26 protein-coding genes are annotated in these 26,421 nt (G+C 61.1%); 12 read left to right on the forward strand and 14 right to left on the reverse strand.

The genetic code is table 11. From position 1 onward, the window contains the following. Positions 1 to 174 precede the first annotated feature (174 nt). Both ACB035_RS18300 and ACB035_RS18305 read left to right on the forward strand, forming a co-directional pair. Positions 175 to 1,353, forward strand: a complete 1,179-nt coding sequence (locus ACB035_RS18300) for an MFS transporter (protein WP_042056344.1) — start codon at positions 175 to 177, stop codon at positions 1,351 to 1,353. A gap of 155 nt (positions 1,354 to 1,508) precedes the next feature. Beyond that, positions 1,509 to 2,180: an NAD(P)H-dependent oxidoreductase gene (locus tag ACB035_RS18305; RefSeq protein WP_236561961.1), complete on the forward strand. Its 672-nt coding sequence runs from the start codon at positions 1,509 to 1,511 to the stop codon at positions 2,178 to 2,180. 115 nt (positions 2,181 to 2,295) lie between these two features. Here the strand turns inward: ACB035_RS18305 and ACB035_RS18310 are convergent, their stop codons facing one another. From ACB035_RS18310 to ACB035_RS18345, 8 genes are all read right to left on the reverse strand, one after another. After that, entirely contained in the window at positions 2,296 to 2,904 is a 609-nt protein-coding gene (locus ACB035_RS18310) for a DoxX family protein (RefSeq protein WP_206901589.1), read from the reverse strand. Beyond that, on the reverse strand, positions 2,901 to 3,695 hold the full coding sequence (locus ACB035_RS18315; protein WP_371167861.1) for a putative DNA-binding domain-containing protein: 795 nt from the start codon (positions 3,693 to 3,695) through the stop codon (positions 2,901 to 2,903). The genes ACB035_RS18310 and ACB035_RS18315 overlap by 4 nt, the downstream gene beginning before the upstream one ends. Continuing rightward, a complete protein-coding gene (locus ACB035_RS18320; protein ID WP_371167862.1) occupies positions 3,688 to 4,545 on the reverse strand; it encodes a DUF692 domain-containing protein in 858 nt (285 codons plus the stop codon). Before ACB035_RS18320 ends, ACB035_RS18315 begins: the two co-directional genes overlap by 8 nt. Further along, positions 4,533 to 4,862, reverse strand: a complete 330-nt coding sequence (locus ACB035_RS18325) for a hypothetical protein (RefSeq protein ID WP_144715501.1) — start codon at positions 4,860 to 4,862, stop codon at positions 4,533 to 4,535. The genes ACB035_RS18320 and ACB035_RS18325 overlap by 13 nt, the downstream gene beginning before the upstream one ends. After that, positions 4,855 to 5,820, reverse strand: a complete 966-nt coding sequence (locus ACB035_RS18330; protein ID WP_371167863.1) for an MBL fold metallo-hydrolase — start codon at positions 5,818 to 5,820, stop codon at positions 4,855 to 4,857. The genes ACB035_RS18325 and ACB035_RS18330 overlap by 8 nt, the downstream gene beginning before the upstream one ends. Before the next feature lie 119 nt (positions 5,821 to 5,939). Then, on the reverse strand, positions 5,940 to 6,050 hold the full coding sequence (gene cydX, locus ACB035_RS18335) for a cytochrome bd-I oxidase subunit CydX (RefSeq protein WP_371167864.1): 111 nt from the start codon (positions 6,048 to 6,050) through the stop codon (positions 5,940 to 5,942). A 16-nt stretch (positions 6,051 to 6,066) separates the two neighbouring features. Then, positions 6,067 to 7,206 (reverse strand): cytochrome d ubiquinol oxidase subunit II, encoded by a 1,140-nt coding sequence (gene cydB, locus ACB035_RS18340; protein ID WP_371167865.1) that lies wholly within the window; start codon positions 7,204 to 7,206, stop codon positions 6,067 to 6,069. Further along, positions 7,206 to 8,777: a cytochrome ubiquinol oxidase subunit I gene (locus tag ACB035_RS18345; protein WP_371167866.1), complete on the reverse strand. Its 1,572-nt coding sequence runs from the start codon at positions 8,775 to 8,777 to the stop codon at positions 7,206 to 7,208. Before ACB035_RS18345 ends, cydB begins: the two co-directional genes overlap by 1 nt. A gap of 122 nt (positions 8,778 to 8,899) precedes the next feature. Here ACB035_RS18345 and ACB035_RS18350 point away from each other — a divergent pair, with 122 nt between their 5' ends. Beyond that, entirely contained in the window at positions 8,900 to 10,315 is a 1,416-nt protein-coding gene (locus ACB035_RS18350) for a PLP-dependent aminotransferase family protein (protein WP_371167867.1), read from the forward strand. A 93-nt stretch (positions 10,316 to 10,408) separates the two neighbouring features. Here the strand turns inward: ACB035_RS18350 and ACB035_RS18355 are convergent, their stop codons facing one another. Continuing rightward, positions 10,409 to 10,867: an N-acetyltransferase family protein gene (locus ACB035_RS18355; protein WP_371167868.1), complete on the reverse strand. Its 459-nt coding sequence runs from the start codon at positions 10,865 to 10,867 to the stop codon at positions 10,409 to 10,411. A 153-nt stretch (positions 10,868 to 11,020) separates the two neighbouring features. Continuing rightward, positions 11,021 to 11,659, reverse strand: coding sequence for a tellurite resistance TerB family protein (locus ACB035_RS18360; RefSeq protein WP_042656069.1), 639 nt, complete (start codon positions 11,657 to 11,659; stop codon positions 11,021 to 11,023). Positions 11,660 to 11,797: 138 nt separating this feature from the next. Between ACB035_RS18360 and ACB035_RS18365 the strand changes: the two genes are divergently transcribed. Then, positions 11,798 to 12,265 carry an acyl-CoA thioesterase gene (locus ACB035_RS18365; protein WP_005337580.1) on the forward strand — a complete coding sequence of 156 codons (468 nt, stop codon included), beginning with the start codon at positions 11,798 to 11,800 and terminating at the stop codon, positions 12,263 to 12,265. Between the two features lie 95 nt (positions 12,266 to 12,360). Next, entirely contained in the window at positions 12,361 to 12,516 is a 156-nt protein-coding gene (gene rsmS / locus ACB035_RS18370) for a pleiotropic regulatory protein RsmS (RefSeq protein ID WP_074042636.1), read from the forward strand. A gap of 45 nt (positions 12,517 to 12,561) precedes the next feature. Here rsmS and ACB035_RS18375 read toward each other — a convergent pair whose 3' ends face one another. After that, positions 12,562 to 13,404, reverse strand: coding sequence for a LysR family transcriptional regulator (locus ACB035_RS18375; RefSeq protein WP_371167869.1), 843 nt, complete (start codon positions 13,402 to 13,404; stop codon positions 12,562 to 12,564). Between the two features lie 176 nt (positions 13,405 to 13,580). Between ACB035_RS18375 and ACB035_RS18380 the strand changes: the two genes are divergently transcribed. After that, complete coding sequence (locus ACB035_RS18380; RefSeq protein ID WP_371167870.1) at positions 13,581 to 14,843, forward strand: cyanate transporter; 1,263 nt, start codon at positions 13,581 to 13,583, stop codon at positions 14,841 to 14,843. A 65-nt stretch (positions 14,844 to 14,908) separates the two neighbouring features. Here the strand turns inward: ACB035_RS18380 and rluF are convergent, their stop codons facing one another. From rluF to ACB035_RS18395, 3 genes are all read right to left on the reverse strand, one after another. Beyond that, positions 14,909 to 15,943 carry a 23S rRNA pseudouridine(2604) synthase RluF gene (rluF, locus tag ACB035_RS18385; protein WP_371167871.1) on the reverse strand — a complete coding sequence of 345 codons (1,035 nt, stop codon included), beginning with the start codon at positions 15,941 to 15,943 and terminating at the stop codon, positions 14,909 to 14,911. Between the two features lie 418 nt (positions 15,944 to 16,361). Continuing rightward, positions 16,362 to 16,730, reverse strand: coding sequence for a VOC family protein (locus ACB035_RS18390; RefSeq protein ID WP_185226912.1), 369 nt, complete (start codon positions 16,728 to 16,730; stop codon positions 16,362 to 16,364). A 204-nt stretch (positions 16,731 to 16,934) separates the two neighbouring features. After that, positions 16,935 to 17,198 (reverse strand): hypothetical protein, encoded by a 264-nt coding sequence (locus tag ACB035_RS18395; protein ID WP_042056561.1) that lies wholly within the window; start codon positions 17,196 to 17,198, stop codon positions 16,935 to 16,937. Positions 17,199 to 17,412: 214 nt separating this feature from the next. Here ACB035_RS18395 and ACB035_RS18400 point away from each other — a divergent pair, with 214 nt between their 5' ends. From ACB035_RS18400 to rsxG, 6 genes are all read left to right on the forward strand, one after another. Then, a complete protein-coding gene (locus ACB035_RS18400) occupies positions 17,413 to 20,556 on the forward strand; it encodes a DUF3427 domain-containing protein (RefSeq protein ID WP_335820169.1) in 3,144 nt (1,047 codons plus the stop codon). A 182-nt stretch (positions 20,557 to 20,738) separates the two neighbouring features. Then, positions 20,739 to 21,320 carry an electron transport complex subunit RsxA gene (gene rsxA, locus ACB035_RS18405; RefSeq protein ID WP_005337600.1) on the forward strand — a complete coding sequence of 194 codons (582 nt, stop codon included), beginning with the start codon at positions 20,739 to 20,741 and terminating at the stop codon, positions 21,318 to 21,320. Between the two features lie 2 nt (positions 21,321 to 21,322). After that, positions 21,323 to 21,901 carry an electron transport complex subunit RsxB gene (gene rsxB, locus ACB035_RS18410; RefSeq protein WP_139493998.1) on the forward strand — a complete coding sequence of 193 codons (579 nt, stop codon included), beginning with the start codon at positions 21,323 to 21,325 and terminating at the stop codon, positions 21,899 to 21,901. 14 nt (positions 21,902 to 21,915) lie between these two features. After that, positions 21,916 to 24,669: an electron transport complex subunit RsxC gene (gene rsxC / locus ACB035_RS18415; protein ID WP_371167872.1), complete on the forward strand. Its 2,754-nt coding sequence runs from the start codon at positions 21,916 to 21,918 to the stop codon at positions 24,667 to 24,669. A gap of 11 nt (positions 24,670 to 24,680) precedes the next feature. Further along, on the forward strand, positions 24,681 to 25,733 hold the full coding sequence (gene rsxD / locus ACB035_RS18420; protein WP_371167873.1) for an electron transport complex subunit RsxD: 1,053 nt from the start codon (positions 24,681 to 24,683) through the stop codon (positions 25,731 to 25,733). A 43-nt stretch (positions 25,734 to 25,776) separates the two neighbouring features. Next, positions 25,777 to 26,409: an electron transport complex subunit RsxG gene (rsxG, locus tag ACB035_RS18425; RefSeq protein ID WP_371167874.1), complete on the forward strand. Its 633-nt coding sequence runs from the start codon at positions 25,777 to 25,779 to the stop codon at positions 26,407 to 26,409. The last annotated feature ends 12 nt before the right edge of the window (positions 26,410 to 26,421 follow it).

The following is a 26,421-nucleotide window of genomic DNA, read 5'->3' on the forward strand; positions in this document are numbered from 1 at the left end:
CGAGGCAGATCACTGCGTTGCGCTCACGCCGCGGGCAACACAATCCCCTCCCACCCATCGCCATTGCTGCTGATTTGGCAAAAGTAATTTGATGTCACCATCATTTTTGCCAACAAACCACCTAGGCATACTGGCGCCATTCTCCCGTCGGGAGTCCCTAACCAAGGAGTTGTTATGCCACTGGCGTTATTTGCCCTTACCTTAAGTGCCTTTGCGATCGGCACCACCGAATTTGTGATTGTGGGGCTTATCCCCACCATCGCCCAGCAGCTCAATGTCTCGCTCCCCTCCGCGGGCCTGTTGGTCAGCCTCTATGCCCTTGGGGTGGCCATCGGCGCCCCTGTGCTCACGGCGCTGACCGGCAAGGTGCCGCGCAAGTGGTTGCTGGTGGGGCTGATGGCGCTCTTTACCGCCGGCAACCTGCTGGCCTGGCAGGCCCCCGGTTACGAGAGCCTGATTGTGGCCCGCATCCTCACCGGATTGGCGCACGGGGTCTTCTTCTCGGTGGGCAGCACCATCGCCACGGGTCTTGTGGCCAAAGAGAAGGCGGCGAGCGCCATCGCTATCATGTTCAGCGGCCTAACTGTGGCGCTGGTGACCGGCGTACCGCTCGGCACCTGGATTGGTCAGGTCTTTGGCTGGCGTGAAACCTTTCTGGTGGTGAGCCTGCTCGGTTTGATCGCCATGGTGGGTAGCCTGCTGCTGATCCCGAGCAACCTGCCCAAGGGGGCAGCCTCGACCATCCGCGAACAACTCTCGGTACTGACCAAAAAGCCGCTGCTGTTGGTCTACGCCAAGACCGCCCTCGGTTATGGCGGCGCCTTCACGGCGTTTACCTTCCTCGCCCCCATCCTGCAGCAGGTGAGCGGCTTTAGCGCCGGTGCGGTGAGCCTGATCCTGCTGGTCTACGGGGTATCGGTCGCCGTCGGCAATATCTGGGGTGGCAAGCTGGCCGACAAGATGGGCCCCCTGCAGGCGCTGAAACTGCTGTTTGCCGGTCTGGCGCTGGTGCTGCTGGCCCTCACCTTCACCGCACCCCATCCGGTGCTGGCGGTGCTCACCGTGCTGGTGTGGGGCGCCTTTGCCTTCGGCAACGTGCCGGGTTTGCAGGTACTGGTGGTGAAACAAGCCGAACTGCACACCCCCAAGGCGGTGGATGTGGCATCGGGCCTCAATATTGCCGCCTTCAACGTCGGCATTGCGCTGGGATCTGTGGTTGGTGGCTTGGTGGTAGAGCACCTCGGCCTGATGCACACCCCCTGGATCGGCGCCCTTATCGTGCTGCTGGCCTACGGGTTGACCCATGTCAGCGAGCGCCGCGAAGCCCTCCGGCTCGCCGCCTGTCAGGCATAAGCTGCGCCAGCAGGCGTCACGCAAGGGCGTGGCGCCTGCTGCAATCGGCGCGGCAGGCTTCTATGCTGTGACACAGCGTTAACCCGGCAACTGTTTCAGCAACTTTTTCAGCAACCAAGCCTGTCACCCTCGCATCATTTGCCACGGAGTCTGTTATGAAGGTGCTTATCGTCTATGCCCATCCCGAACCCAAAAGCTTCAACGGTGCCCTCTTCTGCCACGCCATCAGGGCGCTGGAGCAGGCGGGCCACACCGTGATGACCAGCGATCTCTATGCCATGGGCTTTGATCCCGTCTCGGATCGGCGCAACTTCACCGCCGCCAGCGATCCCGATTTTCTCAAGCTGCAACTCGAAGAACTGGCTGCCACCGAGCAGGGCAGCTTTGCCCCCCAGCTGGAGCAGGAGATGCAAAAGCTGGAGGCGGCCGATCTGCTGATCTTCCAGTTTCCGCTCTGGTGGTTTGGCCTGCCAGCCATCCTCAAGGGGTGGGTGGATCGGGTCTTTGCCATGGGGCGGGTCTACGGTCAGGGCCATATCTACGAGAGCGGCAAGTTTCGCGGCAAGCGGGCCCTGCTGAGCCTCACCACCGGCGGCCCTGCCGAGACCTATCTGCCCGACGGCTTCAACGGCGATATCGACGGAGTGCTGCGCCCCATCCAGCGCGGGATCCTGCAATTTGTCGGCTTCGACGTGCTGCGCCCCCATATCTGTTATGCCCCGGTGCGGGTCTCGCAAGAAGAGCGGGAAGCCTGGCTCGCCCAGTGGGCCGAGCGCCTTGGCCAGATTGAGCAGGAGTCCCCCATCGTGGTCGGCCGCTACCAGTAACGGCTGACGTAGCTGACACGCCCACCCCACACAGCACAAAAACTGCGAGCGGCCCCTGGCCGCTCGCTGTTTTTCACGCTCTGTCGTTATGGTTTTTGTTATCCGTTGGCGGGTCTTATACCGCCTGTTGCACGCCTGCTTTGCCGGTCACCGCCCGCTTGAGCCAGTAGTCGAGGCTGACGTAACGGCCCCCGCCGTAAACCAGCAGCACCAGCAGCATCACGAAGTAGGTGGCGGCAAACTCCATCCCGTTGTTGAGCATCACGGGATCCCCCAGCTCGGTGATGTAGTTGTAGCGACCGGGGAAGTTGGCGGCCAGCCACTCGATAAAACCGTTTAGGCGCACAGTAGCCTCCATGCTGCCGGTGGCGATGGCATCCCAGCCGTGCTTCCAGTGCACCATGGCGCTCGCCACGCTCATCAGGAAGATGGTGGGAATGGCCATGATGCGGGTAAAGAGGCCAAGGGCAATGCAGATGCAGCCCAGTACCTCGGTGCCCGCCGCCAGAAAGGCGAGCAGGGTCGGGAACGGCAGGTTGAGCCCCCCTTCCGAGACCGGGGCACCAAACCAGGCGACCGTGCCGGCAAAGCCCACCACCTTGGAGTGGGCCCCCACATAGATGACCGGGATGAGATAGAGGCGAATGGCCAGCAGGGCCAGAAAATCGAGCCGCTTGCACTGGGCCACCGCCCGCTCGTACCACTGGATCAGGGTGTTGTTCATGGGAATTCTCCTTGGTGTTTGCTAAATGGGGGCAAGGGAGTGCCAGGCTGGCGCTCACCGACGGGCAGGATCAACAGACCCAGCCGGTGAAAATGGCGCGCCCACTCGCTCAGATCAAAGTCGCTGCGAACCTGTTGCACCTGTTGCTTGAATGCGGCTTGGGTGATCCCCGGCTGCTGTTGCAGCAGCTGGATCAGCGCCACGTCCCATTCGCGCAACCGCTGGGTCACTACCTGATGATCCGGACTGCGAAACAGGCCATAGAAGTGGTTGCCCTGCCGGGTCGGCACCACGCCGCTGCGACGAATGGCAAAGGGGAGCTCAAGCAGTTGCAGGGTGGGATTGAGCGTAAACGAACTCTCCGCCGTTACCTCCTCCCCCGGCAACACTTGCGGCACCACCCCTTCATCAATCTCGACACAGAGGCAGGCCCACTCGTACTCCAGCAGCGCCAGCCGCTGCCTGGGCCAGTTGAGAGAGCCTTCACTGTGGCGATGCTGCACATAGCGGACAAACTCGGTGGCGATATGGTGAAACTCGGGGGCCTCGGCGCCGTGCGCGATGACAAAGCCCTCCACCAGTTGCCACCTGTCCACCGGTGCCCAGTGAGCGTGGGTGAGCGGAAAAGCGCTCTCCAGCACCAACTCCACATTGGCGCGCACGCTGCGGGCATAGTGGCTGGCGATGCCATCCTGCGGCAGCCGCACTCGGCTCGCCAGCCAGGCGGTCTGCTGCTGCATCCGCTGCGGTGCCGTTTTGGGCGCAGTGATCAGGGATAACCGTCTATCCATAGCGCACCTCCCGCACCTGACTGTCGATCGCCTCGCAACAGGCGCCGTGCACCCGTGCCAGCTCGGTCTCCAGCTCGACCAACGGTGGCAGATGATGATCCCGCTCCAGCAGCAGGGGGCGCAAACCGTGGGTCTGCACCGTATAACGGGCCAGCGCCACCACCTCCTCGCACACCGGTTTGCCATGGGTATCCAGCAAGGTGCCATCCGCCTCTTCCAGATGACCGGCGATATGGAAGTAGCGGATCGCATTGCTCGGCAGCCCGGCGATCATCCGCTTGGGGCAGTAACCGTGGTTGCGGCTGTTTACAAAGACGTTGTTGATATCGAGCAGCAGCTCGCAGCCGCTGCGCGCCACCAGCTCGGCGAGAAAATCCTCCTCCGGCATCTCATGGTCATAGCCGTGGTAGTAGGAGATATTCTCCAGCACCAGCGGGCGGGCCAGCGCCTCCTGCACCTGCGCGATCCGCTCTGCTAGATAGGGGATGTTCTCCCACTGACGCGGCACCGGTAGCAGTTCGTAGAGATAGCCCTGTTGGTCGCGGGAAAAGCTCAAATGCTCGCTATAGATCCCGATGCCGAACTCGTCCAGAAAGGTGCGGATCTGGCTGAGCAGGGTGCGATTGAGGGGCTGGCAATCGCCGAGGGAGAGGCTGAGGCCGTGGGCCACCAGCGGGTAACGCTCGGCCAGCTGGTGCAGCTGCGCCCGCTTGGCGCCGCCGATGGCCATCCAGTTCTCCGGCGCCAGCTCGAGAAAGTCGATGCCGGGGCGGACGGGGCCGGCGCAGAGCGCATCCAGATGCTCCTGACGCAGCCCGATCCCCCGACTGCGGGAGCTTATTGGCCGCATACCCCCTCCGTCATCTTGCTGCCGTTGCTGGATCTGTCGCCATCAATCCCCTCGCCCGCCACGCCACACTTGCCATCGCGAGCGCGCACCAGCCGCCCCTGCGGATCACTGTCGAGGGCTTGCTTCTCGAAGCGCTTCTCGGTGCCGCACTTGCCCGCCGCACACTTGCCGCCGTGCTGTTCGCTGGGGGCGGCCTTGACCGGCGCATCGCCCGGGGTGGCCGCCAGCGCAAGTCCCGGGGTCAGGGCAATCAGGCTGGTCATGGCGATGGAGAGAGTCAGTTTGCCGGTGGTTTTGTTGCTGCTTGAGTTACTCATGAGCGGACTCCTTGACGGATGAAACGGGGTAGCTGGAGAGATCGCGGGCGGCCACGATCTGGCCGTGGAACTGCTGTTTGACGATGGCCATCGCCTCTTTCTTGTGATTGAGGCCAACCCCCATCCAGTGGTTGAGCACCAGCAGCTTGGGGTTCACCTCGGCGGCAATTTTTGCCACCACAGATGGCTTGGCATGGAGCGAGGCGGAGACAGGGTCGGCCCCTTCGTGGATGGCGAGCGGCATCACCAGAATGTCGGCCCCCTTGGCAAACGGCACAAAGGCCGGGTTGCTGCCGTTCTGATCTGCAGAGATAACGATGGTCCCCTCTGCGCTCTCGATGCGATAGGCCAGACAGGGCACGTCACCGTGAGGGATGCCGAGCGCCGTGATGGTCAGCCCATCCTGCTGATAGACGGTGTGAGGCTGCGGGCTCTGGTAGGGCACATCGTGCAAGGTGATGGGGAAGAGGCCATCGGTGCCATCCTTGAAGCCGCTCAGGTAGGCATAAGCGCCCTTGTCTTTGTTGAAGAGGGCATCGAAGTAGCCGCTCATGCTAGGGAAGGCCGAGCCGGCCTCTGGCCCCGCCAGATCCAGCGGATCGCTGCGCTCGAAGAAGTAGGCCCCCTTGAGCAGGGCGGGCAGGTCGGTCACATGGTCGGTGTGAAAGTGGGTGATGCCGATAAAATCGACCTCTTCGAGCTTGGCCCCCGCCTGGCCGAAGCGCAGGTAGACGCCACCACCGGCATCGATCAGGATGCGGGATTTCCCCTTCCACCAGATCACCTCGCTGGAGGAGGCACGCTGATCGTCGGAGATGGGGCCGCCGCTACCGAGCACCTGCAGGGTGAAGTTCTTGTCCAGTGGCGTCAGTTGTACGCTCTGGCTGGCGGCACCCGCCGGCGCGGCGGCAAGGGCGCAGCCGATGGCCAGCGCCACCGCTTTCAATCTCTGTTTCATCACAATTACCTGTCGGTTGGTTGTCAGTTGAAAGTGTGTCGTTTAAAGAGGGGAGAGAGGGGCCGATGGCGACGGGTGAACGCCAGCCACCGGCCATGGCGGGGCGCTAGCCCCCGCCGTCAGTTGCCGTCCCGTTCATAGGCTTCCCAGCGCGCTTCCAGCCAGAGCAGGTTGCACAGGCCCAGCAGCAGGGCAAATCCGAGGCCCAAAATCCAGGTGAAGTACCACATAGCAGATCCCTTGAGGTCAGTAGAGTTGATGGCTGTCGCGCTTGATGCGGGCACGGTCGAGCTTGCCGCGCACCACCCGATAGACCCAGCCGGTGTAGCCCAGGTTGACCGGCATCAGCACCAGCACGAGGCCGAACATGATGGCCAGGGTCTTGTAGCTGGAGGTGCTGTCCCACAGGGTCAGGCTGCTGACCGCATCGAGGGATGAGGGCAGCACGAAGGGGAACAGGGCGATGGCCACCGAGCAGAGCATGGCGGCGCAGGAGATGGCGCTGGCCAGCAGCGCAACCCGGCCCCGCTCCAGCCAGGAGGCAATCCCGCTCACCAGCGGCGCCAGCGCCCCGATGATCGGCACCAGCCACAGCAGCGGATAGTCAAAATAGTTGCGCAGCCAGCCACCGGCGTGGGGGCTCACCCCCTTCATCAGCGGGCTGATGGCAGCATTTGGGTCAAAAGGTTGTGTGCCGACACCGGTCAGCTGAAACCCTTGCAGATCCACCAGATGCCAGCCAGCCAGCAGATAGCAGAGGCTCACCAGCGGGGCCAGCAGGATGGCGATCCCCCGTGCGCGCAGCGCAGGGGTGCCAGTCACCTTGGCTTGCAGAAAACCGGCGCCGTGCAGCAGCAACAGGCTGATGGCAGTGGCCAGCACCGAGAGCAGCCAGCCCCAGTGGAAGTCGAAGGCGCCATAGTGCAGACGCAGCGCCGTGTCGAAGCGAAACGGTAGCCCATCCATCACCAGACCGATAGCCGCACCGAGGATGAGCGCCGGTATCAGGCCACCGGCCACCAGCGCCCGATCCCACCAGCGGCGCCAAACCGGATCGGCCAGCTTGCTGCGATAGTCAAAACCGACCGGACGCAAAAATAGCCCGAGCAGCAGCACCACCATGGGGATGTAGAGCCCCGAGAAAGCTGCGGCATAGACCAGCGGCCAGGCGGCGAACAGGGCACCGGCACCAGCAATCAGCCACACCTGATTGCCTTCCCACACCGGCCCCACGCTGTTGATCACCAGACGGCGGTCGTCGTCATCTTTCGACACCACCGGCAGCAGCATGGCGATGCCGAGATCGAAACCATCCATCACGATAAAACCGACCATCATGAAGAGCACCAGCGCCCACCAGATGAGTTTCAGGGTTGCGTAATCCATCAGGCGATCCTCGCAAGTTCGGGTTGTTCACCGCTGTAGCGGCCGGTATGGAGAATGGCGGGCCCCTTGTGGATCACATGGCGCAACAGGAACAGCTCCACCACCAGCAGCAGGGTGTAGATGGAACAGATAGCGATGAGGCTGAACCAGAGTTGGCCCGGCTGAAGCAAAGAGACCGAGGCCGACACCGGCAGCACATCGCTGATGGTCCAGGGTTGACGGCCGAGCTCGGCCACCAGCCAGCCCGCCTCGATAGCAATCCAGGGCAGCGGCATGCTCCAGAACAGGGTCTTGAGCAGCCGTGGGGAGTCTTGCAGCCGGTTGCGGCAGAGCTGGACAAAGCTCACCACCATCAGCCCCAGCATGGTGACGCCAAGCCCCACCATCACCCGAAAGCCCCAGAACAGCGGCGCCACTGGCGGGATGGAGTCATCGACCGCTTTGGCAATCTCTGCCTCACCGGCCTTGGCGATATTGCTGGCATAGGGGGTGAGCAGCATGCCGTAGCCAAGATCCTTGCCGTGCAGCTCGAAGCGGGCGCGGTTGGCCGGGGTGTCATCGCCCTGCCGGATCTGGTCGAGGGCCTCGGCCGCCACCATGCCGCTGCGAATGCGCGCCTCGTTTTGCACCTTGATATCCTTGAGGCCGGTCACCGCCTCGTCGATGGAGCGGGTAGCGATGATCCCCATCAGATACGGGATCTTGATGGCTGCGTGGGTGGTCTCGGCAGTCTGATCCGGGAAGCCGAACAGGGTAAAGGAAGCTGGCGCTGGCTCGGTCTCCCACTCCGCCTCGATGGCGGCGAGCTTGACCTTCTGCACCTCGCCGGTGCGATAGCCCGACTCATCCCCGAGCACAATGACCGAGAGGATGGCCGCCAGCCCGAAGCCGGAGGCGATGGCGAAGGAGCGCAGGGCAAACTGCACCTCGGTCTTGCGCAGCAGATACCAGCTGCTCACCCCCATCACGAACATGGAGGCGGCCACATAGCCCGCCGCGACGGTGTGAACGAACTTCACCTGCGCCACCGGGTTAAACAGCACGGCGGCGATATCCACCAGCTCCATGCGCTGGGTCAGCAGGTTGAACTCGGCCCCCACCGGGTTTTGCATCCAGCCGTTACCGATCAGGATCCAGAGCGCCGAGAGATTGGAGCCGAGCGCCACCAGCATGGTCACCAGCAGGTGCTTGCCGCGGGAGAGCTTGTCCCAACCGAAGAAGAAGAGCCCCACCAGGGTCGATTCGAGGAAGAAGGCCATCAGCCCCTCGATGGCCAGCGGGGTACCGAAGATGTCCCCCACATAGTGGGAGTAGTAAGCCCAGTTGGTGCCGAACTGAAACTCCATGGTGATCCCCGTGGTGACCCCCATGACGAAGTTGATGCCAAACAGTTTGCCCCAGAAGCGGGTGATGTCCTGATAGATCACCTTGCCGGTCATCACATAAGCCGACTCGGCGATCACCAGGATCCAGGACAGCCCCAGCGTGAGGGGCACAAACAGGAAGTGGAACAGGGCCGTGGCGCCAAATTGCAGGCGAGACAGGCTGACCACGTCATCCGGATTGATCATGCGTCACTCTCTTTTGTTGTATTTGCCTTGCACGTTTCGTGCGTGACAAGTACATCACGGAGCATGACACCTATAACAGATGCAGTTATATTGAATTACACCTATAACAGTTGATCCAGATCATGTCCCTTTACCAGCAGTTGGCCGACCGCCTGCAAAGCCAGATCGACGATGGCATCTGGCAACCGGGGGAGCGCATCCCCTCCATTCGCCAGAGCTGCAAGACCCACGGGCTCAGCCCCATGACGGTGCTGCAGGCCTATCAACTGCTCGAAAGTCAGGGGTGGATCCTCGCCCGCCCCCAGTCCGGCTACTACGTCAAAGCCGCCTCACCACAGCTCGTGCAGCACACCCCGAGCCAGACCCACTACAGCGGCTCGGTGGATATCAACGATCTGGTGTTCGAGGTGTTGCAGGCGAGCAAATCGCGGGATCTGGTGCCCCTTGGCATGTCGGTGGCCGATCCGACCCTGTTCCCACATCCCCAGCTCGGGCGGGCGCTGGCCAGCTGCATGCGCAAGCTCGATCCCTTTAGCACGGTGGCCGACCTTCCCCCCGGCAACGAGGCGCTGCGTCGTGCCATCGCCCAGCGCTACGCCAGCGATGGGGTGGCGGTCAATCCGCAGGAGATCATCATCACCACCGGCGCCATGGAGGCGCTCTCCCTCAGCCTGCAGGTGCTGACCGAGCCCGGTGACTGGGTGGTGGTGGAGTCCCCCACCTTCTATGGCGCCCTGCAGGCCATCGAGCGGCTGAAACTCAAGGCGGTGGAGATCCCGGTCATTCCGGGGGTGGGCATCGATCTGGCGCTATTGGAAGACGCCCTCACCCGCATTCCGGTCAAGGCCTGCTGGTTGATGGGCAATGTGCAGCACCCACTCGGCCACACCATGCCGGATAGCCACAAAGCGCGGCTGATGGCGCTGCTCAACAGCCATGGGGTGCCGCTGGTGGAGGATGACGTCTATGCCGAGGTCTACTTTGGCCGCGAACGCCCCAAGCCGATCCGCCACTGGGATCAGCGTGGCGACAGCCTGCTTTGCAGCTCCTTTTCCAAGTGTCTGGCGCCGGGCTTTCGGGTCGGCTGGGTGGTGGCGGGGCCCCATGCCGAGCGGGTACAGCGGCTGCAACTGATGTCCACCCTCTCCACCAATGTGCCGAGCCAGCTGGCGCTGGCCGAGATGCTGCGCCAGGGCGGGGTCGATGCCCACTTTCGCCGCCTGCGCCACACCCTGGCACAGCGCCAGCAGCAGATGCGGGCGGCCCTGCAACGGCTGTTGCCGGACGAGGTACGGATCTCCTCCCCCGATGGCGGCTACTTTCTCTGGCTGGCGCTGCCTGCCCATTTCGACAGCCGCGCCCTGCACGCCAAGGCTCTGGGCAGCGGTTTTTCAGTAGCCCCCGGCGCGCTCTTCTCCAGTCAGGGGCAACACAACCACTGCCTGCGCCTCAACAGCTCCCATCCCTGGAGCGAGCAGCTGGAGCAGGCCCTCACCCGACTGGCCGCGCTGATTGCCGCGCAGCTCGGTGAAAAGTAACGAGGCAAGGAGCCGTTGGCGAAACGAACAAAGGCCCGCAACGGGCATTTGTGGTTGGGGAGTGACGCGCCTTGGCTCGCCATCAGAAACTGGTTATCTGGCCATGATCTGCGACTGCACCTTGAAGCCCAGCGCCTCGTAGAGCGCTTGGGCACGCTCGTTGAAGACCATCACCTCCAGCCGGATTTGCTGAGCATCACGGACCTTGGCCCACTCATCGCAATGGGCGATCAGCGCCTTGCCAATCCCGCGGGAGCGGTGCTGCTCATCCACCACCACCGAGCCGATACGGCAGATAGGCAGCTTGCTGAGAAAAGGCACGCTCTCATTGATGTCTATCCGCGCCGTCAAAAAGCCCACCACCATACCATCCTGCTCGGCAACGCAGAACAGACGCCCTTCCACGCCGATGGCGCTCAGCAAAAATGCCCGCTCCTCTGGCGAAGGGGGGCAGAACACCTCGGGATAGTGTTGATGGTGGATCTCTCCTATCTGCCGGTTCAGCTCGACAATGGCGTCGATATCCAGTTCGCTTGCCTTGCGTATCTCCAATGGTTGCTCCTTGCAAAAAAGGTGATGGTCATGCGCCATCTTAGGGGCTGTGTCCCGCAATCCAAATAGGCTCATCCGTATCTTTTGACGAGCCGCAGAAACAACAACGCCCCTTGAGCGGGGCGTTATCGGCAATCCATGGCGGTGAGAGTATCAGGCGGGGGCGTTAAGTTGGGCCACCTGCCGCTCGATGCTCCCTTTGAGGTTGTCATCGAGTTTGAGGGCGCGCGCCAGTTCGTCGAGATAACCGCGCTCCATAAAGTGATCCACCTCGATGGCGAGCAGGGAGGCGAGATAGACCTCGGTGGCCAGCTCCATGTCGGTCACTTCCCGCGCCAGCGCGTGGGGATCGAGGGGTCGGGCCAGCTCGGCGTCAATCCAGCGGGCGACATCGCTCTGGCCCTGTTCGGTCAGGTACTCCTGAATTTTCTGGCGCTCGGCCCCGTCGATATGGCCATCGGCCCGGGCTGCTGCCACCATGGCGCGCACCAAAAGCGCCGCGCGGGCATCCAGCGCATTGCCTTCCAGCCCACTGATGGGATGGGTGGGCTGGGCCGGTGCCGCCTGCTGGGCCTGCCAATCCTGATAGAGCTTGTAGGCCAGCCCGCCAAGGGCTGCGGCGCCGCCCACGGCAGCGGCCTTGCCGCCATATTTGCGCACTTTTTTATTGCCCAGCAGCAGACCGAGCGCGCCACCGGCCAGCGCCCCCTGCATCTGCCCCTTGCGCTTGTCTCCGCCTTCGTTGAGCCAGCCTTTGCCAGCCCCCAGCAACTGTTCCAGCATCTGTTTCATGGTGTCACTCCTGCGGCTATGTTCCCGTCGATAGAGCCAGATAGTGACCCCGCCCCCCTGAATCGGGGATGAACCCTTGACCGGGCAGGCCGATGGGGCAAAGCTCAGGGAAACCCTTCAGGCAATAAGGATGTAACTGTGCCAAATCGCGAACTGACCCTGCAATTTCTGGCCGAACCCTCCGACGTCAATTTCGGCGGCAAGGTACACGGCGGCATGGTGATGAAGTGGATCGATCAGGCGGGCTATGCCTGCGCCGCTGGCTGGTGCGGCGGCTATGCGGTGACCGTCTATGTGGGGGGGATCCGCTTTTTGCGCCCCATCCAGATTGGCCAGCTGGTAGAGGTGCACGCCCAGGTGATCCACACCGGCACCACCAGCATGCATCTGGCGGTGGATGTCTACAGCCGCCACCCCACCGAGACCGAGCGCCACAAGACCACCCACTGCATCATCATCTTTGTGGCGATGGATGAGCAGGGCAAACCGACCCCGGTGCCTCAGTGGCAGCCGGTGAGCGAGAGCGATCTGCAGTTGCAGCAGTACGCCAAAAAGCTCATTGCCCTGCGCGAGGAGATCGACAAGGAGATGCGTCAACACCTCTGACCTTGGTGCCTCCCCTCCCCGACAGAGCGGGCGCTTTCGGCCAACGGCGGCGCCCCTGTATAATCCCCCCTCTTCCCGCAACCGGAACCCTGCCCATGTCACTGGAAACTGCCCCGCCCGAGGTGAAACTCGCGGTGGATCTGATTGAACTGCTGGAGACCAACCAACTGGCCCCGGAGCTGGTGCTGGCAGCACTGGCCATCGTGAAACAGGATTACGAGCGCAAGCTGGCGGAGGGGAAGGATCACTGATCCCCCCGTTTATCTTTCCGACTTCAGTTTTCCCCATACCACAAGTTACTGCGGCCCCATCACCTCATCACAGAGGGCGATCAGGGCCGAACTCAAGCGGCTGTGCGGTTCACCCCCATCCTTTGCCGCATGGAGCGCCAGCTCCACCGGCGCCACCTTGGGCCACTGGGTCAGGGCCAGCTGATCGGCGGGCATCAGCCGTTTGGGCAGCAAGCTCACGCCGATGCCTGCGCTCACCGCCCCCTGCAAACTGGCGAGGCTGGCGCTGACATAGGCGATACGCCAACGCCGACCCAGACCATCAAGCGCCTCGGTCATCTGCCGCCGATAAAGCCCTTCGCTCGGGAAGGCGACCAGCGGCAGCGGATCACGCCCCTTCGCTGGCCAGTCGCGGCTATCTACCCACACCAGCGGCTCACGCCAGCTGGCGAGCGGCGAGCCCTGTCCGCGCACCTGCTTGACCAGCGCCAGATCCAGCTCCCCCGCCGCGAAGCGCTGCCAGATGTGATGGCTCAGGCCGCTCTCCACCTCCAGCCGTACCTCGGGGTAGTCGCGGGCAAAGGCGGCCAGCACAGGGGTGATGGCGCCTGCGGCAAAATCCTCCGGCACACCGAGGCTGAGCGCCACGCTCCCTTCCGTCACTTGTTCTTCGGCCTGCGCCAGCAGCGCCAGAATGCGGCGGGCCAGCCCCAGCAATTTTTCCCCCTCCGCCGTCGCCACCACCTGACGGCCAGCACGATCGAGCAGTGGGCAGCCAAGCTGCTGCTCAAGGCGGCGGATCTGCTGGCTGATGGTGGATTGGGTCAGATGGACCCGTTCACCGGCGCGGGTAAAGCTGCCGGTGTCGATAATGGCGACAAAACTGCGCAGTAACAGGGGATCCAGCATGGGGCACTCCATTTACAAAACCACTGAAGCCCATTCTATCATTTAATTTCCAAATGACTTTAGACCCCGCTAGGCTGGCGTTTTTGCCTCCTTTGACGGTGATCTGCCACGTTCAGCCCCGATGACTCCGTGTCCCCAATGCCCCCTGTCTCTCCCAGAACCGGAAACAGCACCCGATGAATCAACGAAATGCGGATCAACCCGCAGGCCAGACCGCCCTGCTGGTGCTGGTGATCCTGACTGGCCTTAACCTGCGCCCCTTTCTTACCGCCATCGGCCCGTTGAGCGGTGAGATTGGCCGCACCCTGTCGCTCGGGATGGATACCCTGGCCTGGCTCACCCTGCTGCCGCTCTGGCTGATCGGGATTGGCGTGCTGCTCACCCCGCGCCTGCGCAGCCTTGCCAGTGCCACCACCCTGCTGGGGCTGGCCCTGCTGCTGCTCGGCATTGGCAGCGCCATGCGCTTCGATGCCCAAAGCGGTGCCTTGCTGATCGCCAGCGCGGCGCTCTGCGGCCTTGGGTCGGCACTGGTGCAGGGGGTGCTACCGGCGCTTATCAAGCAGGCCTTCGCCCACAAGGTGCCGCTGGTGATGGGGATCTTCTCTGCCTGCATGATGGGGGGCGGGGCGCTCGGAGCCAGCCTCACGCCAAGGCTGGCAGTCAGCCTCGACTGGTCGCGGGCGCTGGCGCTCTGGAGCCTGCCGGTGCTGCTGGCCCTCGTCTGGCTGGTGTGGCAAGTGCGTCTGCCACGGGCCGCCGCGGTCGCCATTCCCGATGGCGAACAACGGCTGATCACCCAGCCCCGCAGCTGGTTGCTGATCGTCTGCTTTGGCATCATCAACAGCGGTTACGGCATCGTAGTGGCCTGGCTGGCCCCCGCCTATATGGCAAATGGGTGGAACGCTGCACAGGCTGGCGAGCTGGTCGCCTGGCTGGCACTAGCGCAGACCGCCAGCGGCCTCGGCTTGCCGCTACTGGCGGCGCGCAGTCTGGATCGGCGGCCGTGGATGGGGCTTGCCATCGCCATGCAGCTGGCGGGATTTGGCGGCCTCTGGCTGGCACCCGCCAGTGCCCCCATTCTCTGGTGCATGCTGTGCGGCGCCGGTCTGGGCGGCAGCTTTTCGCTCATCATGGTGATTGCGCTCGATCACCTGCCCGACCCGCGCCGCGCGGGCACCCTGAGCGCCCTGATGCAGGGGTTCGGCTTTATGCTGGCGGCCACCGGCCCCTGGGTGGCGGCACGGCTCTATCACTATGTGGGCGACTTTGCGGCCGCCTGGCAGTGGCAACTGGGAGGATTACTGCTGATGAGCCTGCTGGTAGTGCGCCTCGACCCGCGCCACTACCCCCGCGTTATGCGGTTACCGACCGCCAGCGAGCCAACCCTTTCGGCGCCCCGCCCAACCGACTCTGCGACCCAAAGCAACACACCGGCCTGAGGCCGGTGTGTTGGAGAGAACCGTATTGGAGATGACTGGCGGCTGACGCCACTCAGAGGGGCAACTCAGCGCCCCTTCTTCTGCCGTCCGGTGTTAGCGGTGCGCGGCTTGCCTGCGGCCGGTTTACCCCCCTTGCCGAGAGCCCCTTTGCCTGCACTGCCCTTGCCAGCACCACCTTTATTGGCGGCACCTTTGCCCGCGCCCCCCTTGCCCACCGGCAGCTTCTTCTCGAAGGCTTCCGGGCCCGGCACATTGGGGCGACCACCAATCTCGTGATCGTCATCGCGGCGCGGCTTCTTGCCCTGCCCCGGCTTGGCGCCTTGCGCCGCAGGAGCCTTGGCCGCCTTGGGTTTGTCGCCTTTGGCCGGTTTCACCTCGGAGGAGGAGTCCTCAATCAGCTTGAACAGATCGATCAGCTCGTCGTCGGTCAGATCGCGCCACTCACCCACCGGCAGCCCCTTGAGGCTGACGTTCATGATGCGAATGCGCTCCAGCTTGGTCACTTCAAAACCGAAGTACTCGCACATGCGGCGGATCTGGCGGTTCAGCCCCTGCACTAGCGTGATGCGAAAGACAAACGGCGCCTCTTTCTTCACCTTGCACTTCTTGGTCACAGTACCGAGGATCGGCACCCCGGCCGCCATGCCGCGCACAAACTCGTCGGTCACCGGCTTGTCGACGGTCACCAGATACTCTTTCTCGTGATCGTTGCCCGCCCGCAGGATCTTGTTGACCAGATCGCCGTGGTTGGTGAGGAAGATCAGCCCCTGCGAATCCTTGTCGAGCCGCCCGATGGGGAAGACCCGGGTGCTGTGGTTGACGAAATCGACGATGTTGTCCTTCTCGCCCGCCTCTGTGGTACTGACGATGCCCACCGGCTTGTTGAGGGCGATCAGCACCAGACTGTCCGCCTCGCGCGGCTCGATCACCTGACCGTTCACCTTGACCAGATCGCCAACCTGCACCTGATCACCGATCCCGGCCCGCTTGCCGTTGATAAAGACATGGCCCTGCTCGATAAAGCGGTCGGCCTCGCGGCGCGAGCAGATGCCGCTCTCGCTGATGTATTTGTTCAGGCGCATGGATTCGTTAGCCAGCATGAGTCACCTGCCAGAGGGGCTGAACCCCATCCTGTTGTACGGTTGCGTGCGTCGGCCATGCCGGACACATGATCTGCGGCATCACCCTCTCCACTACGTCGATTTTTTGCATACGGCTCCAATTTCAACGAGGCCAATGCCGGCCCATCCGGCAAAAAAGTGCGACACATTACCACATCACCTGCCACAGCACGCCGGATTATCGCCAACTCCAGCGCACCGGCGACACAATTGCGGGCCAGCTCACAGCACCAAGCCCCGCGTCAGGGGCGATGGGGCAAACAGGGTTAACCGATTTCACGGGAAGCAAAGGCGCCGGCAATGGCGAGTGCGGGGCACGCCAAGAGAGGCAAACGAGGAAAAGATGCGCCCGGCCAGCGGTTGATACGCCAACCCAACTCCCTCTGTCGCGGCGGACTCAGGGGTAGCGACTTATCTCGATCAGGTTCTGATCCGGGTCGAGGAAGTAGATGGACTCGATGGGCCCGCAAGCCCCGCTTTTGGTCACCGGCCCCTCGACAATCTCCACCCCGTGGCAGGCCAGCTGGGCCATCACCTGCTCCAGCGGCCAGCGGGTGATCAGGCAGACATCTCCCGACCCCACCTGCGCCCGATTGCGCGGCTCCTGCCCCAGCAGTTGCAGATTGATCTTCTGGTTGCCAAACCCTACCGCCCGGCGCCCCGCACCGAAGGTGATGGCCTCCATATTGAGCACCGAACTGTAAAAGGCCACGGCCCGTTCGATATCGCTGACCGTCAATACCAGATGGTCGATATGGCTGATCATGGTTACCTCCTGGTGGTGATCTGGCTGATGTGACCGGCATATGCCCGCAAACATCCGACTGTTGCCGCTACAGCGGGCAACCCCATCTTACCCGGCAAGAGGGAACCCATGTGTGCCGTGGCGCGCAAAGCGAGCGCAAATGATGATGTAATTTTTAAGGGGTGTTCAGTTGGGCGTTGCAATGGCTGCTGTTGTCGCGTTTGGCTAACTCTTCACTGGCATTAATGCTTCTGGAGTCATCACAATGAGCGGGATGGCCAGCGCCTGACTCAACCGCTCCGCCAGTTCGTAGGCAGGGCCGATGGTGTCGTAGTCTGCCACACAGGTTGCCAAGGCACAGCCGTTGCTCTCTTCGACTCGCAAGTAAACGCTGTAGCCTTGAACGGTCAGACCGCTGTCACGCACCACTTGTATCTCACCTTCCTGATTGATGGCCTCCAGTTCAACCGCTACCGGTTTCTTGAACATCTGTACTCCTCAGTCACTGCAGATAGTGGCAGTAATAAAGCCCAGCATGGGGTAAGAAAAAAATGCTGCCACATCTTGAATCTGTGAGCCACGTGAAAAAATTAATAATACGGGCTCCATAACCAAACATGCCACCGATAATAACATGCTGATTTAGATGAAAAAAATGATATTATCTCTTTCTTCTATAGACAATGTTCGAGGCTCGTGCGAGATGCAACAATGCGGTATTTATGAACAGCTCATTACTCAACTGCTGACATCTCGACTCGACCGCGAGCGCTTTTACGTAGGGGAACGCCAGCTTGAACCTGCCGAAGCGGCAGTTTGGTTATCCAGATTTCTGAGTCGGGTTTTGGAATATGCGGTGGGTTCGGTAACTGGTGAAGATCAGCTGCAACGGCAGATTGAGCTGGCTAACCAGTTATTGCTTTGGCTAAAGGATCGCACCCAAGACCCAGACTTTATTGGCGAGAACCTCATCGATAGTCAGGGAAAAATTCTGACAGCGCTCTACCAATTGGATAACCCCATCTCCGCCAATTTAAAGCAATATGCCGAGGATATTTTCCCTCTGACCGGTCTAACGCAAAGTGAGCTGTTCTGCGGTAGCAATGCGGGTTTGTCGATGGAGTCTGAGATTAAACGGGAAATATTATCGGCAGATAGCATCTGCTGGCTGGTCTCATTCATCAAATGGGCAGGTATCCGTATTTTCCGTCATGAGCTGGAAGAGTTCACTCGCAGCGGCCGCCAATTAAAAGTAATTACTACCTCTTATATGGGGGCGACCGATGCCAAGGCAGTTGAATTTTTAGCTAGTCTCCCAAATACCGAAGTCAAACTCAGCTATAACACCCAGCGCGAGCGGTTGCATGCCAAGAGCTATCTCTTTTGCCGGAATACCGGCTTTCATACCGGCTATATAGGCTCCTCCAATCTATCTCACTCTGCCCTCACCAGCGGCTTGGAGTGGAACCTAAAAATCACCTCGCAAGAGATCCCGCATATTATCGAGAAATCCCTGAGTACCTTTGAAACCTATTGGGAATCCGATGATTTTGAGCTGTTTGATGGCAAGCTCGAAAGCCGTAAAAAATTGCAGCATGCGCTGCAAGAGGCCCGTGGGGATGGGGACAAAAATAGCCCTGCCTATTTCTTTGATATCACGCCGTTTCCCCATCAACTGGAGATCCTTGAACAATTGGCGATGGAGCGCGCTTTACACCAGCGCTTCCGTAACTTGGTGGTTGCGGCCACCGGTACAGGGAAAACCCTGATCTCCGCTTTTGATTTTGCGCGTTTTCTGAAAACCAAACCCGACGCCAAGTTTCTGTTTGTCGCCCACAAAGAGGAGATCTTGCGCCAAGCATTGGCCTCATACCGCGGAGTGCTCAAGCAATCCAATTTTGGCGAACTCTTAGTCGGCGGCGCCGTGCCAACCCACTACCGTCAGCTATTTGCCTCGGTGCAATCCTTGAATAACCAGCTGGCTAATTTACGTCTTAGCCCAGACTATTTCGATTACATCGTCATCGATGAGGTTCACCATATTGCGGCGACCAGTTATCGCGGTCTGCTCGCCGCCTTTGAACCTCACATTCTGTTGGGGTTAACCGCAACGCCAGAGCGCCATGATGGCGGTGATATTCTTGCCGACTTTTGTGGTGTCATCGCAGCAGAGATCCGCTTGCCCGAGGCCATCAATCGTCGCCATCTCTGTCCGTTCCAATATTTTGGTATCGATGATGATACTGACTTGCGCCAAGTGGCTTGGAAAAATGGCCGTTATGACATCACTGAACTCACCAATATCTATACCCACAATCAGCAGCGGGTACAGAAAATAGTCCAGAGCCTCAATGAGATCGTCACCGATATTACCAAGATCAAAGCGCTGGCATTTTGTGTGAGCCGTGAACATGCCGACTTTATGTGCAAGGCATTTTTATTGAAGGGCATCAAGGCTGACATCCTCACCAGCGATAATCGAGACGAGCGGCATAGTAAACAACAAGATTTGCGCACTGGGGTTATCAATATTCTCTGCGTGGTGGACATCTTCAACGAAGGGGTTGATATCCCGGAAGTCGATACCTTGCTGTTTTTACGACCAACGGAAAGCCTCACTATCTTCTTGCAGCAATTAGGGCGCGGCCTGCGGCTGGCGAGCGATAAAGAGTGCTGCACCGTGTTGGACTTTGTTGGCAATGCCCGTGCTGAGTATGACTTTGCCCAGAAATTCCGGGCACTGGTGGGTAAAACTAATAAGGCGATCAGCCACGAGATCAAACAGGGCTTCCCTCATGCCCCCTTGGGCTGCCGCATCGAACTCTCAAAACAAACCCAAGAGTTAATTCTGAAAAATATCAAAAAGGCGACCCTCAATACCTCACGCCTCATGGGCCTGATCCGCCGTTTCTCACAGGACTGTGATTTACCACTGACGCTGGCGAACTTTTTGAAGTTCTACCCTCACATCAGCCTTGAGGAGATCTACAAGCGCGGCAATTGGACCAACTTGGTCAAACAGGCCCGCAACCATACCATTTCTGAAATGAGCGATGAGAAGCTGTCGACCCTCTACACCCGGGCCATCAAAACCCGGCTATTGGGCTGCGATGCGCTCCATTACTTGAACTTCTTACAAACCTTGGTGGAAAGCGCCTTTACCTTAACGGCTGAGCACGATGAGCGGATGGCCTTGATGTGCCATTACGACTTCTGGCAACAGAGCGGCCCCACTGCAGGCTTTAGCTCCTTGGCGCACAGCCTGAAACAACTCAATCAACCTGAATTAAGGGCCGAGCTGGCAGATCTGTTGCCCATGCTGATCAACCGGGTGCAACACGAACAAAGCGCCATGCCAAACCTTCCCGGTAATCCGCTGCAACTGCATGCTCGCTATGCCAGAGAGCAGGTGCTGGTTGGCTTTGGCGCGACCACCTTCGCGCAGCAACCCACGGCTCGCGAAGGGGTCTATGTCATCGCAGAGCAAAATATCGAGTTGCTGTTCGTGACCTTGAACAAAACGGAACAGCACTTCTCCCCCACTACCCGTTATCACGACTACGCCATCAACGAGTCGCTGTTTCATTGGCAGAGCCAAAACAGCGCTCGCCCAGAACGGGGCAAGGGGCTGAGTTACATAAACCACAGAGCAGAAGGTAAGCGCTTGTTTTTGTTCGTCCGCGAGCAGAGCAAAGATGAATTTGGCCGCACCCTTGGCTTTGTGAACTTTGGTGAGGTGGAGTACGTATCCCACACTGGCAGCCAACCGATGAACATTAAATGGCGTCTCACTACTCCGATGCCGCCATTTATGTGGAAAGAGGCCGCCAAACTGGCTGTTGGTTAGTAAGGCTTCTCACCCGGTGGGTGATATGACGCAAAACCCACCGGATTCTCGCCCAAAACCCCGTCTAAATTATCCAGTTGCATAATAACCATGCGGCCTTGCGGTTGTTTAACTGGCCCTAACGTCAGATAATACCGCCCGCCTTCAAACCCCGATAACCCGACTTTCAGTGACGGTAATTGATGACTGAGTACCTGCTTTTATTGATCGGCACCGTGCTGGTTAACAACTTCGTGCTGGTGAAATTCCTAGGCCTCTGCCCCTTTATGGGGGTCTCCGGCAAGCTGGAAACCGCCATCGGCATGGGGCTGGCGACCACCTTCGTGATGACCCTCGCCAGTGCCAGCTCCTATCTGGTGGAGCACTATATCCTGCTGCCGCTGGATATCGCCTATCTGCGCACCCTCGCCTTTATTCTGGTGATCGCCGTGGTGGTGCAGTTTACCGAGATGGTGGTGCGCAAGAGCAGCCCGACCCTCTATCGCCTGCTGGGGATCTTCCTGCCCCTCATCACCACCAACTGCGCGGTGCTCGGGGTGGCGCTGCTCAGCATCAATGAGCGACACGACTTTATCCAGAGCGTGATCTACGGCTTTGGCGCCGCCACCGGCTTCTCGCTGGTGTTGATCCTGTTTGCCGCCATGCGCGAGCGTCTGGTCGCCGCCGATGTGCCCGCACCGTTTCGCGGGGTGTCGATTGCCATGATCACCGCCGGTCTGATGTCGCTGGCCTTTATGGGCTTTACCGGCCTTATCAAGATATAACCATGATCCATATTCTCTTTGCCATTCTGGTGCTCACCCTGCTGGCGCTGGCGTTCGGGATTATCCTGGGCTTTGCCGCCGTCAAGTTTCATGTGGAAGCAGACCCCATCGTCGATCAGCTCGATGCCCTGCTGCCCCAGACCCAGTGTGGCCAGTGCGGCTATCCCGGCTGCAAACCCTACGCCGAGGCGCTCGCGGGCGGCGATCAGATCAACAAGTGCGTACCCGGTGGCGAGGCCACCATGCGCAAAATTGCCGATCTGATGGGGGTAGAGCCCCAGCCGCTGGGGGGCAGTGACGAGGCTGCAGTGCCAGTCAAGAAGGTCGCCTTTATCCACGAAGATCAGTGCATCGGCTGCACCAAGTGCATTCAGGCCTGCCCGGTGGATGCCATCGTCGGCGCCACCAAGGCGATGCATACCGTGATTGCCAACGAGTGCACCGGTTGCGATCTCTGTGTCGATCCCTGCCCGACCGATTGCATCGAGATGATCCCGGTGCCTACCACGGTCGATAACTGGAAGTGGGATCTCAATAACGTGCATGTTCCGGGCAAGATTCCGGTCAAGATAGTGGAATAAACAGCGGAGCAACCATGCATTCCTTACTCGAACGTATCAAAGCCGGCACGCTCTGGGACTTTCACGGCGGCATTCACCCCGCCGACAACAAGCTGCAATCAAGCCAGAGCCCGGTGGTAGACGCCGGTCTGCCGCCGCGCCTCATCATTCCGCTGCGCCAGCACGCAGGCCCCGCCGGCGATCTGCTGGTGCAGGTGGGCGACAAGGTCAAAAAAGGGCAGCCGCTGACCCGTTATGCCAAGGGGCGGGTCGTCCCTGTCCATGCCTCCACCTCCGGCACCATCACCGAGATTGGCAACCACACGGTTGCCCACCCCTCCGGACTCGGCGATCTCTGTGTCATTCTCACCCCGGATGGGGAGGATGAGTGGGGCGAGCGCAACGGCAAAGCCGATTACTGGAATCTGGAGCGGGGCGAACTGCTCGAGCGCATCCAGCAAGCAGGGGTGGCGGGCCTTGGCGGCGCCGTGTTCCCCACTCACAGCAAGCTCGACGGCCGCGGCCAGCTCACCGAGATCCTGATCGTCAACGGGCTGGAGTGCGAACCCTACATCACTACCGATGATCGGTTGATGCAGCAATACGCCGACGAGATCATGGATGGCATCCGGGTGCTCAAGCACCTGCTCAAGCCCAAGCTGACCCTGATCGGGGTGGAAGACAACAAGCCCGAGGCGATCGAGCAGCTGACCCGCCACGCCACCGATGAAGATGTGCTGGTCAAGACGGTGCCGACCAAGTACCCCTCGGGCGGTGCCAAGCAGACCATCGAGCTGCTGACCGGCCGTCAGGTGCCCAAAGGCGGCCGCGCGGTCGATATCGGCATCATGGTGCTCAACGTCGCCACCGTGTTTGCCATCAAACGCGCCATTATCGACGGCGAGCCGCTGATCGAGCGGATCGTCACCCTCACCGGCGACAGCTTCAAAAAACCCGGCAACGCCTGGGTGCGCCTGGGTACGCCGGTGCGCTGGCTGTTGCAGCGTTTCGAACTGCAACCGGAAGCGGAGCAGCGGGTGATCATGGGTGGCCCCATGATGGGCTTTACCCTGCCCCACGCCATGGTGCCTGTGGTCAAGGCGACCAACTGCCTGCTGGCGCCGACGCAGGCCGAACTGCCCGCTCCCGGCCCGGAGCAGGCCTGCATCCGTTGCAGCGCCTGCGCCGATGCCTGTCCGGCCACCCTGCTGCCGCAAGAGCTCTACTGGTACAGCCGGGCCAAGGAGTATGACAAGGCCGAGAAGCTCAACCTGATGGACTGCATCGAGTGCGGCGCCTGCGCCTGGGTCTGCCCAAGCGAGATCCCGCTGGTGCAGTACTACAAGATCGCCAAAGACGACATTCGCGAAGCCCGTGCCGAGGCCGAAAAAGCCGAACGCGCCAAGCAGCGTTTCGAGGCCAAGCAGGCCCGTTTCGAGCGGGAGAAAGCGGCCCGCGAAGCGCGCCATGCCGAAGCTGCAGCCCAGCGCCGTCAGACCATGACGGCCGCAGGCGGGGAAGATCCGGTGGCAGCCGCCTTGGCCCGTATCAAGGCCAAGCAGGATGCCCCCATCACTGCCATTGCCGCCACCGCAGAGGGCTTGCCTGACAACAGCGCAGTGATTGCCGCCCGCGAAGCCCGCAAACGGGAAGCGGAGGCGCGCCGCGCCGCCAAACTGGCGGAGAGCGCAAACAGTGACACTGCCGCCGCAGCGCAATCCGCCGAGGCGGTTGACCCCGCCAGCGATCCCAAGAAAGCGGCAATCGCCGCCGCACTGGCCCGCGCCAAGGCCAAGAAAGCCGCTCAGGCTGGCGATAGCGCCGAGCCAGTGACTGCCGAAGCCGTTGCTGCCCCTGCGGTAGATGCTGATCAGCAAAAGGCAGAGGTTGATCCGAAAAAAGCGGCGATTGCCGCCGCCATTGCCCGGGCCAAGGCCAAAAAGGCCGAAGCCTGTGGCGAGTCGGTAAGCGCAGATAACAGCGCGGTAACCGACGCAGGCACGCAAGGCGATGCACCCGCAGATCCCAAGAAAGCTGCAATTGCTGCTGCCATCGCTCGTGCCAAGGCCAAGAAGCTGGCCCAGCAGAGTGACAGCGCTGAGGGCGATCTGACTGCAAATGCTGGCACCAGCGAATCCGCTGCAACCCAAAGCGATGCGCCATCTGCGGCCAGCGAAGCGGTCGATCCCAAGAAAGCAGCTATCGCCGCAGCCATTGCCCGCGCCAAGGCCAAAAAGCTGGCCCAGCAGGGCGCAAGTACCAGTGCTGAGGTAGAAAATGCCGGTGCTGAAGGTGCGCAGAGTGAGCTATCAGCAAACGCGGAGACCCGCGACATGACGGTAGCCAAGAGCGAAGTAACCACCAGCCAAAGCGATACGGCTGCAAGCGAAGCGGTCGATCCCAAGAAAGCCGCTATCGCCGCAGCCATCGCCCGTGCCAAGGCCAAAAAGCTGGCCCAGCAGAGCGCAAGTACCAGTGCTGATGTAGCAAGTCCCAGTGCAGAGGTAGAAAGTGCCGCTACTCAGGTAGATAGAGCCGAAACTGAGGGTGAGCGCGCACCGGCTGAGCCGATGCAAAGCGATGGAGCCAGCAGTGAACAACCACTTGCCGTCACTGCCGCGCCTGAAGCGAGCGCCCCTGCTGCTGATGCCCCGGTTGATCCGAAAAAAGCGGCCATTGCGGCTGCCGTGGCCCGCGCCAAGGCGAAGAAGCTGGCGGCCGAGGCAGCCAGAGCCACAGAGACCGCAGCGGAAGATGCTCCGTCAGCCGACCGAACAACCACAAGGTAATCGACAGACTCATGTTCAATATTGCGACTGCGCCGTTTGCCCATAACCGCAAACAGACCCGAACCCTGATGCTGCTGGTGATCCTGGCCTGCGTGCCGGGCTTGCTGGCTCAGACCTGGTTCTTCGGCTGGGGCTCCTTTGTCCAGATCCTGCTGGCGTTGGTGACCGCGCTGCTGTGTGAGGCGCTGGTGCTCAAGCTCCGTGGCCGCGCCATCAAGCCTGCCCTGATGGATGGCAGTGCGGCGCTCACCGCCGTGCTGATCGGTCTCTCCCTGCCGCCGCTGCTGCCGTGGTGGATGCTGGTGGTGGGCACCGCCTTTGCCATCATTGTTGCCAAACACCTTTACGGCGGACTGGGTCAGAACCTGTTCAACCCGGCCATGGTCGCCTATGTGCTGCTGCTGGTCTCCTTCCCGGTGCAGATGACCAGCTGGCTGCCGCCGGAGAGCGTGCGCGCCTACAGCCTCGGCTTTGGTGATGCGGCGTCGGTGATCTTCACCGGCTTTAGTCTCGACGGCTACAGCATGGCCCAGCTCAAGCAGGGGGTGGATGGTCTCACCATGGCGACTCCCCTCGATACCCTGAAAACCGGCCTGACTCAGGGGCTCACCACCGGCGAGATCCTGAGCGGCCCGCTGTTCGAGGGTTGGGGCGGCATCGGCTGGAGCTGGGTCAACCTCGGCTATCTGCTGGGCGGCCTCTTCCTGCTGCAACAGAAGGTGATCAACTGGCGCATTCCCACCGCGATTCTCGGTGCCCTGCTGGCGGCCTCCACCATCGGCTATCTGGTGAGCCCGGATGCGACTGCCACGCCCATGTTCCATCTCTTTAGCGGCGCGACTATGCTGGGAGCCTTCTTTATCGCCACCGATCCGGTCAGTGCCTGCACCACGCCGCGTGGCCGACTGGTCTATGGCGTGCTGATCGGAATACTGGTCTACATCATTCGCCGCTTTGGCGGCTATCCGGATGCGTTCGCCTTCGCCGTGCTGCTGGCCAACCTTTGTGTGCCGTTTATTGACAGCCTGACTCGCCCGAAAGTTTATGGAGCCCGTCGCCAATGATGTTTCTGCCCTTTTCCCCCATCACAGCTGACGGAGCCCGGACATGTTAAAGAGCATGCGCAAGAACGGCCTTATTCTGGCCATGTTCGCGTTCGGCTGTACCGCGCTGGTGGTACTGACCAACGAGCTGACCAAGGATAAAATCGCCCACCAGCAGCAGCTGGAGAAACAGCAGACCCTCTCGGTATTGCTGCCGGAGGGGAGCTATGACAACGATCTGGTGGCCAGCTGCAAGCAGGTGACCAGCAGGAAGTATCTCGGCAGCGATCAGCCGCAGGCCCTCTATACCGCCAGCAAGAATGGCGTGGTGACCGGCTATGCGCTGGAGGCGATCGCGCCGGATGGCTACAGCGGGGCGATCCGCATCGTGGCGGGTTTTGATGCCAAGGGCACCATCACTGCCGTGCGTGTGCTCGCTCACAACGAGACCCCGGGCCTTGGTGACAAGATCGAGCTGAAGAAATCGGACTGGATCAACAGCTTTGCCGGAAAATTCCTGACCCATGACAACGAGCCCCAGTGGGCGGTGAAGAAGGATGGCGGCGAGTTCGATGCCTTTACCGGCGCCACCATCACCCCGCGAGCCGTGGTCAAGGCGGTGAAGAACCTGCTTAAACTGCAGCAGGAGCAACCCGAACTGCTCAGCAACGCCCCGGCTTGTCCGGCGGCGAACTAACGGAGTCGAGCC

It is taken from the genome of Aeromonas sp. S12(2024) (assembly GCF_041402305.1).
GTDB classification, from domain to species: Bacteria; Pseudomonadota; Gammaproteobacteria; order Enterobacterales; family Aeromonadaceae; genus Aeromonas; species Aeromonas veronii.

Excerpts from the sequence above, each read along its gene's own strand:
- ACB035_RS18300 (WP_042056344.1), top strand. The coding sequence starts at position 175 with ATGCCACTGGCGTTATTTGCCCTTACCTTAAGTGCCTTTGCGATCGGC.
- ACB035_RS18305 (WP_236561961.1), top strand. The coding sequence starts at position 1,509 with ATGAAGGTGCTTATCGTCTATGCCCATCCCGAACCCAAAAGCTTCAAC.
- ACB035_RS18310 (WP_206901589.1), bottom strand. The coding sequence starts at position 2,904 with ATGAACAACACCCTGATCCAGTGGTACGAGCGGGCGGTGGCCCAGTGC.
- ACB035_RS18315 (WP_371167861.1), bottom strand. The coding sequence starts at position 3,695 with ATGGATAGACGGTTATCCCTGATCACTGCGCCCAAAACGGCACCGCAG.
- ACB035_RS18320 (WP_371167862.1), bottom strand. The coding sequence starts at position 4,545 with ATGCGGCCAATAAGCTCCCGCAGTCGGGGGATCGGGCTGCGTCAGGAG.
- ACB035_RS18325 (WP_144715501.1), bottom strand. The coding sequence starts at position 4,862 with ATGAGTAACTCAAGCAGCAACAAAACCACCGGCAAACTGACTCTCTCC.
- ACB035_RS18330 (WP_371167863.1), bottom strand. The coding sequence starts at position 5,820 with ATGAAACAGAGATTGAAAGCGGTGGCGCTGGCCATCGGCTGCGCCCTT.
- cydX (WP_371167864.1), bottom strand. The coding sequence starts at position 6,050 with ATGTGGTACTTCACCTGGATTTTGGGCCTCGGATTTGCCCTGCTGCTG.
- cydB (WP_371167865.1), bottom strand. The coding sequence starts at position 7,206 with ATGGATTACGCAACCCTGAAACTCATCTGGTGGGCGCTGGTGCTCTTC.
- ACB035_RS18345 (WP_371167866.1), bottom strand. The coding sequence starts at position 8,777 with ATGATCAATCCGGATGACGTGGTCAGCCTGTCTCGCCTGCAATTTGGC.
- ACB035_RS18350 (WP_371167867.1), top strand. The coding sequence starts at position 8,900 with ATGTCCCTTTACCAGCAGTTGGCCGACCGCCTGCAAAGCCAGATCGAC.
- ACB035_RS18360 (WP_042656069.1), bottom strand. The coding sequence starts at position 11,659 with ATGAAACAGATGCTGGAACAGTTGCTGGGGGCTGGCAAAGGCTGGCTC.
- rsmS (WP_074042636.1), top strand. The coding sequence starts at position 12,361 with ATGTCACTGGAAACTGCCCCGCCCGAGGTGAAACTCGCGGTGGATCTG.
- ACB035_RS18375 (WP_371167869.1), bottom strand. The coding sequence starts at position 13,404 with ATGCTGGATCCCCTGTTACTGCGCAGTTTTGTCGCCATTATCGACACC.
- ACB035_RS18380 (WP_371167870.1), top strand. The coding sequence starts at position 13,581 with ATGAATCAACGAAATGCGGATCAACCCGCAGGCCAGACCGCCCTGCTG.
- rluF (WP_371167871.1), bottom strand. The coding sequence starts at position 15,943 with ATGCTGGCTAACGAATCCATGCGCCTGAACAAATACATCAGCGAGAGC.
- ACB035_RS18390 (WP_185226912.1), bottom strand. The coding sequence starts at position 16,730 with ATGATCAGCCATATCGACCATCTGGTATTGACGGTCAGCGATATCGAA.
- ACB035_RS18395 (WP_042056561.1), bottom strand. The coding sequence starts at position 17,198 with ATGTTCAAGAAACCGGTAGCGGTTGAACTGGAGGCCATCAATCAGGAA.
- ACB035_RS18400 (WP_335820169.1), top strand. The coding sequence starts at position 17,413 with ATGCAACAATGCGGTATTTATGAACAGCTCATTACTCAACTGCTGACA.
- rsxA (WP_005337600.1), top strand. The coding sequence starts at position 20,739 with ATGACTGAGTACCTGCTTTTATTGATCGGCACCGTGCTGGTTAACAAC.
- rsxB (WP_139493998.1), top strand. The coding sequence starts at position 21,323 with ATGATCCATATTCTCTTTGCCATTCTGGTGCTCACCCTGCTGGCGCTG.
- rsxC (WP_371167872.1), top strand. The coding sequence starts at position 21,916 with ATGCATTCCTTACTCGAACGTATCAAAGCCGGCACGCTCTGGGACTTT.
- rsxD (WP_371167873.1), top strand. The coding sequence starts at position 24,681 with ATGTTCAATATTGCGACTGCGCCGTTTGCCCATAACCGCAAACAGACC.
- rsxG (WP_371167874.1), top strand. The coding sequence starts at position 25,777 with ATGTTAAAGAGCATGCGCAAGAACGGCCTTATTCTGGCCATGTTCGCG.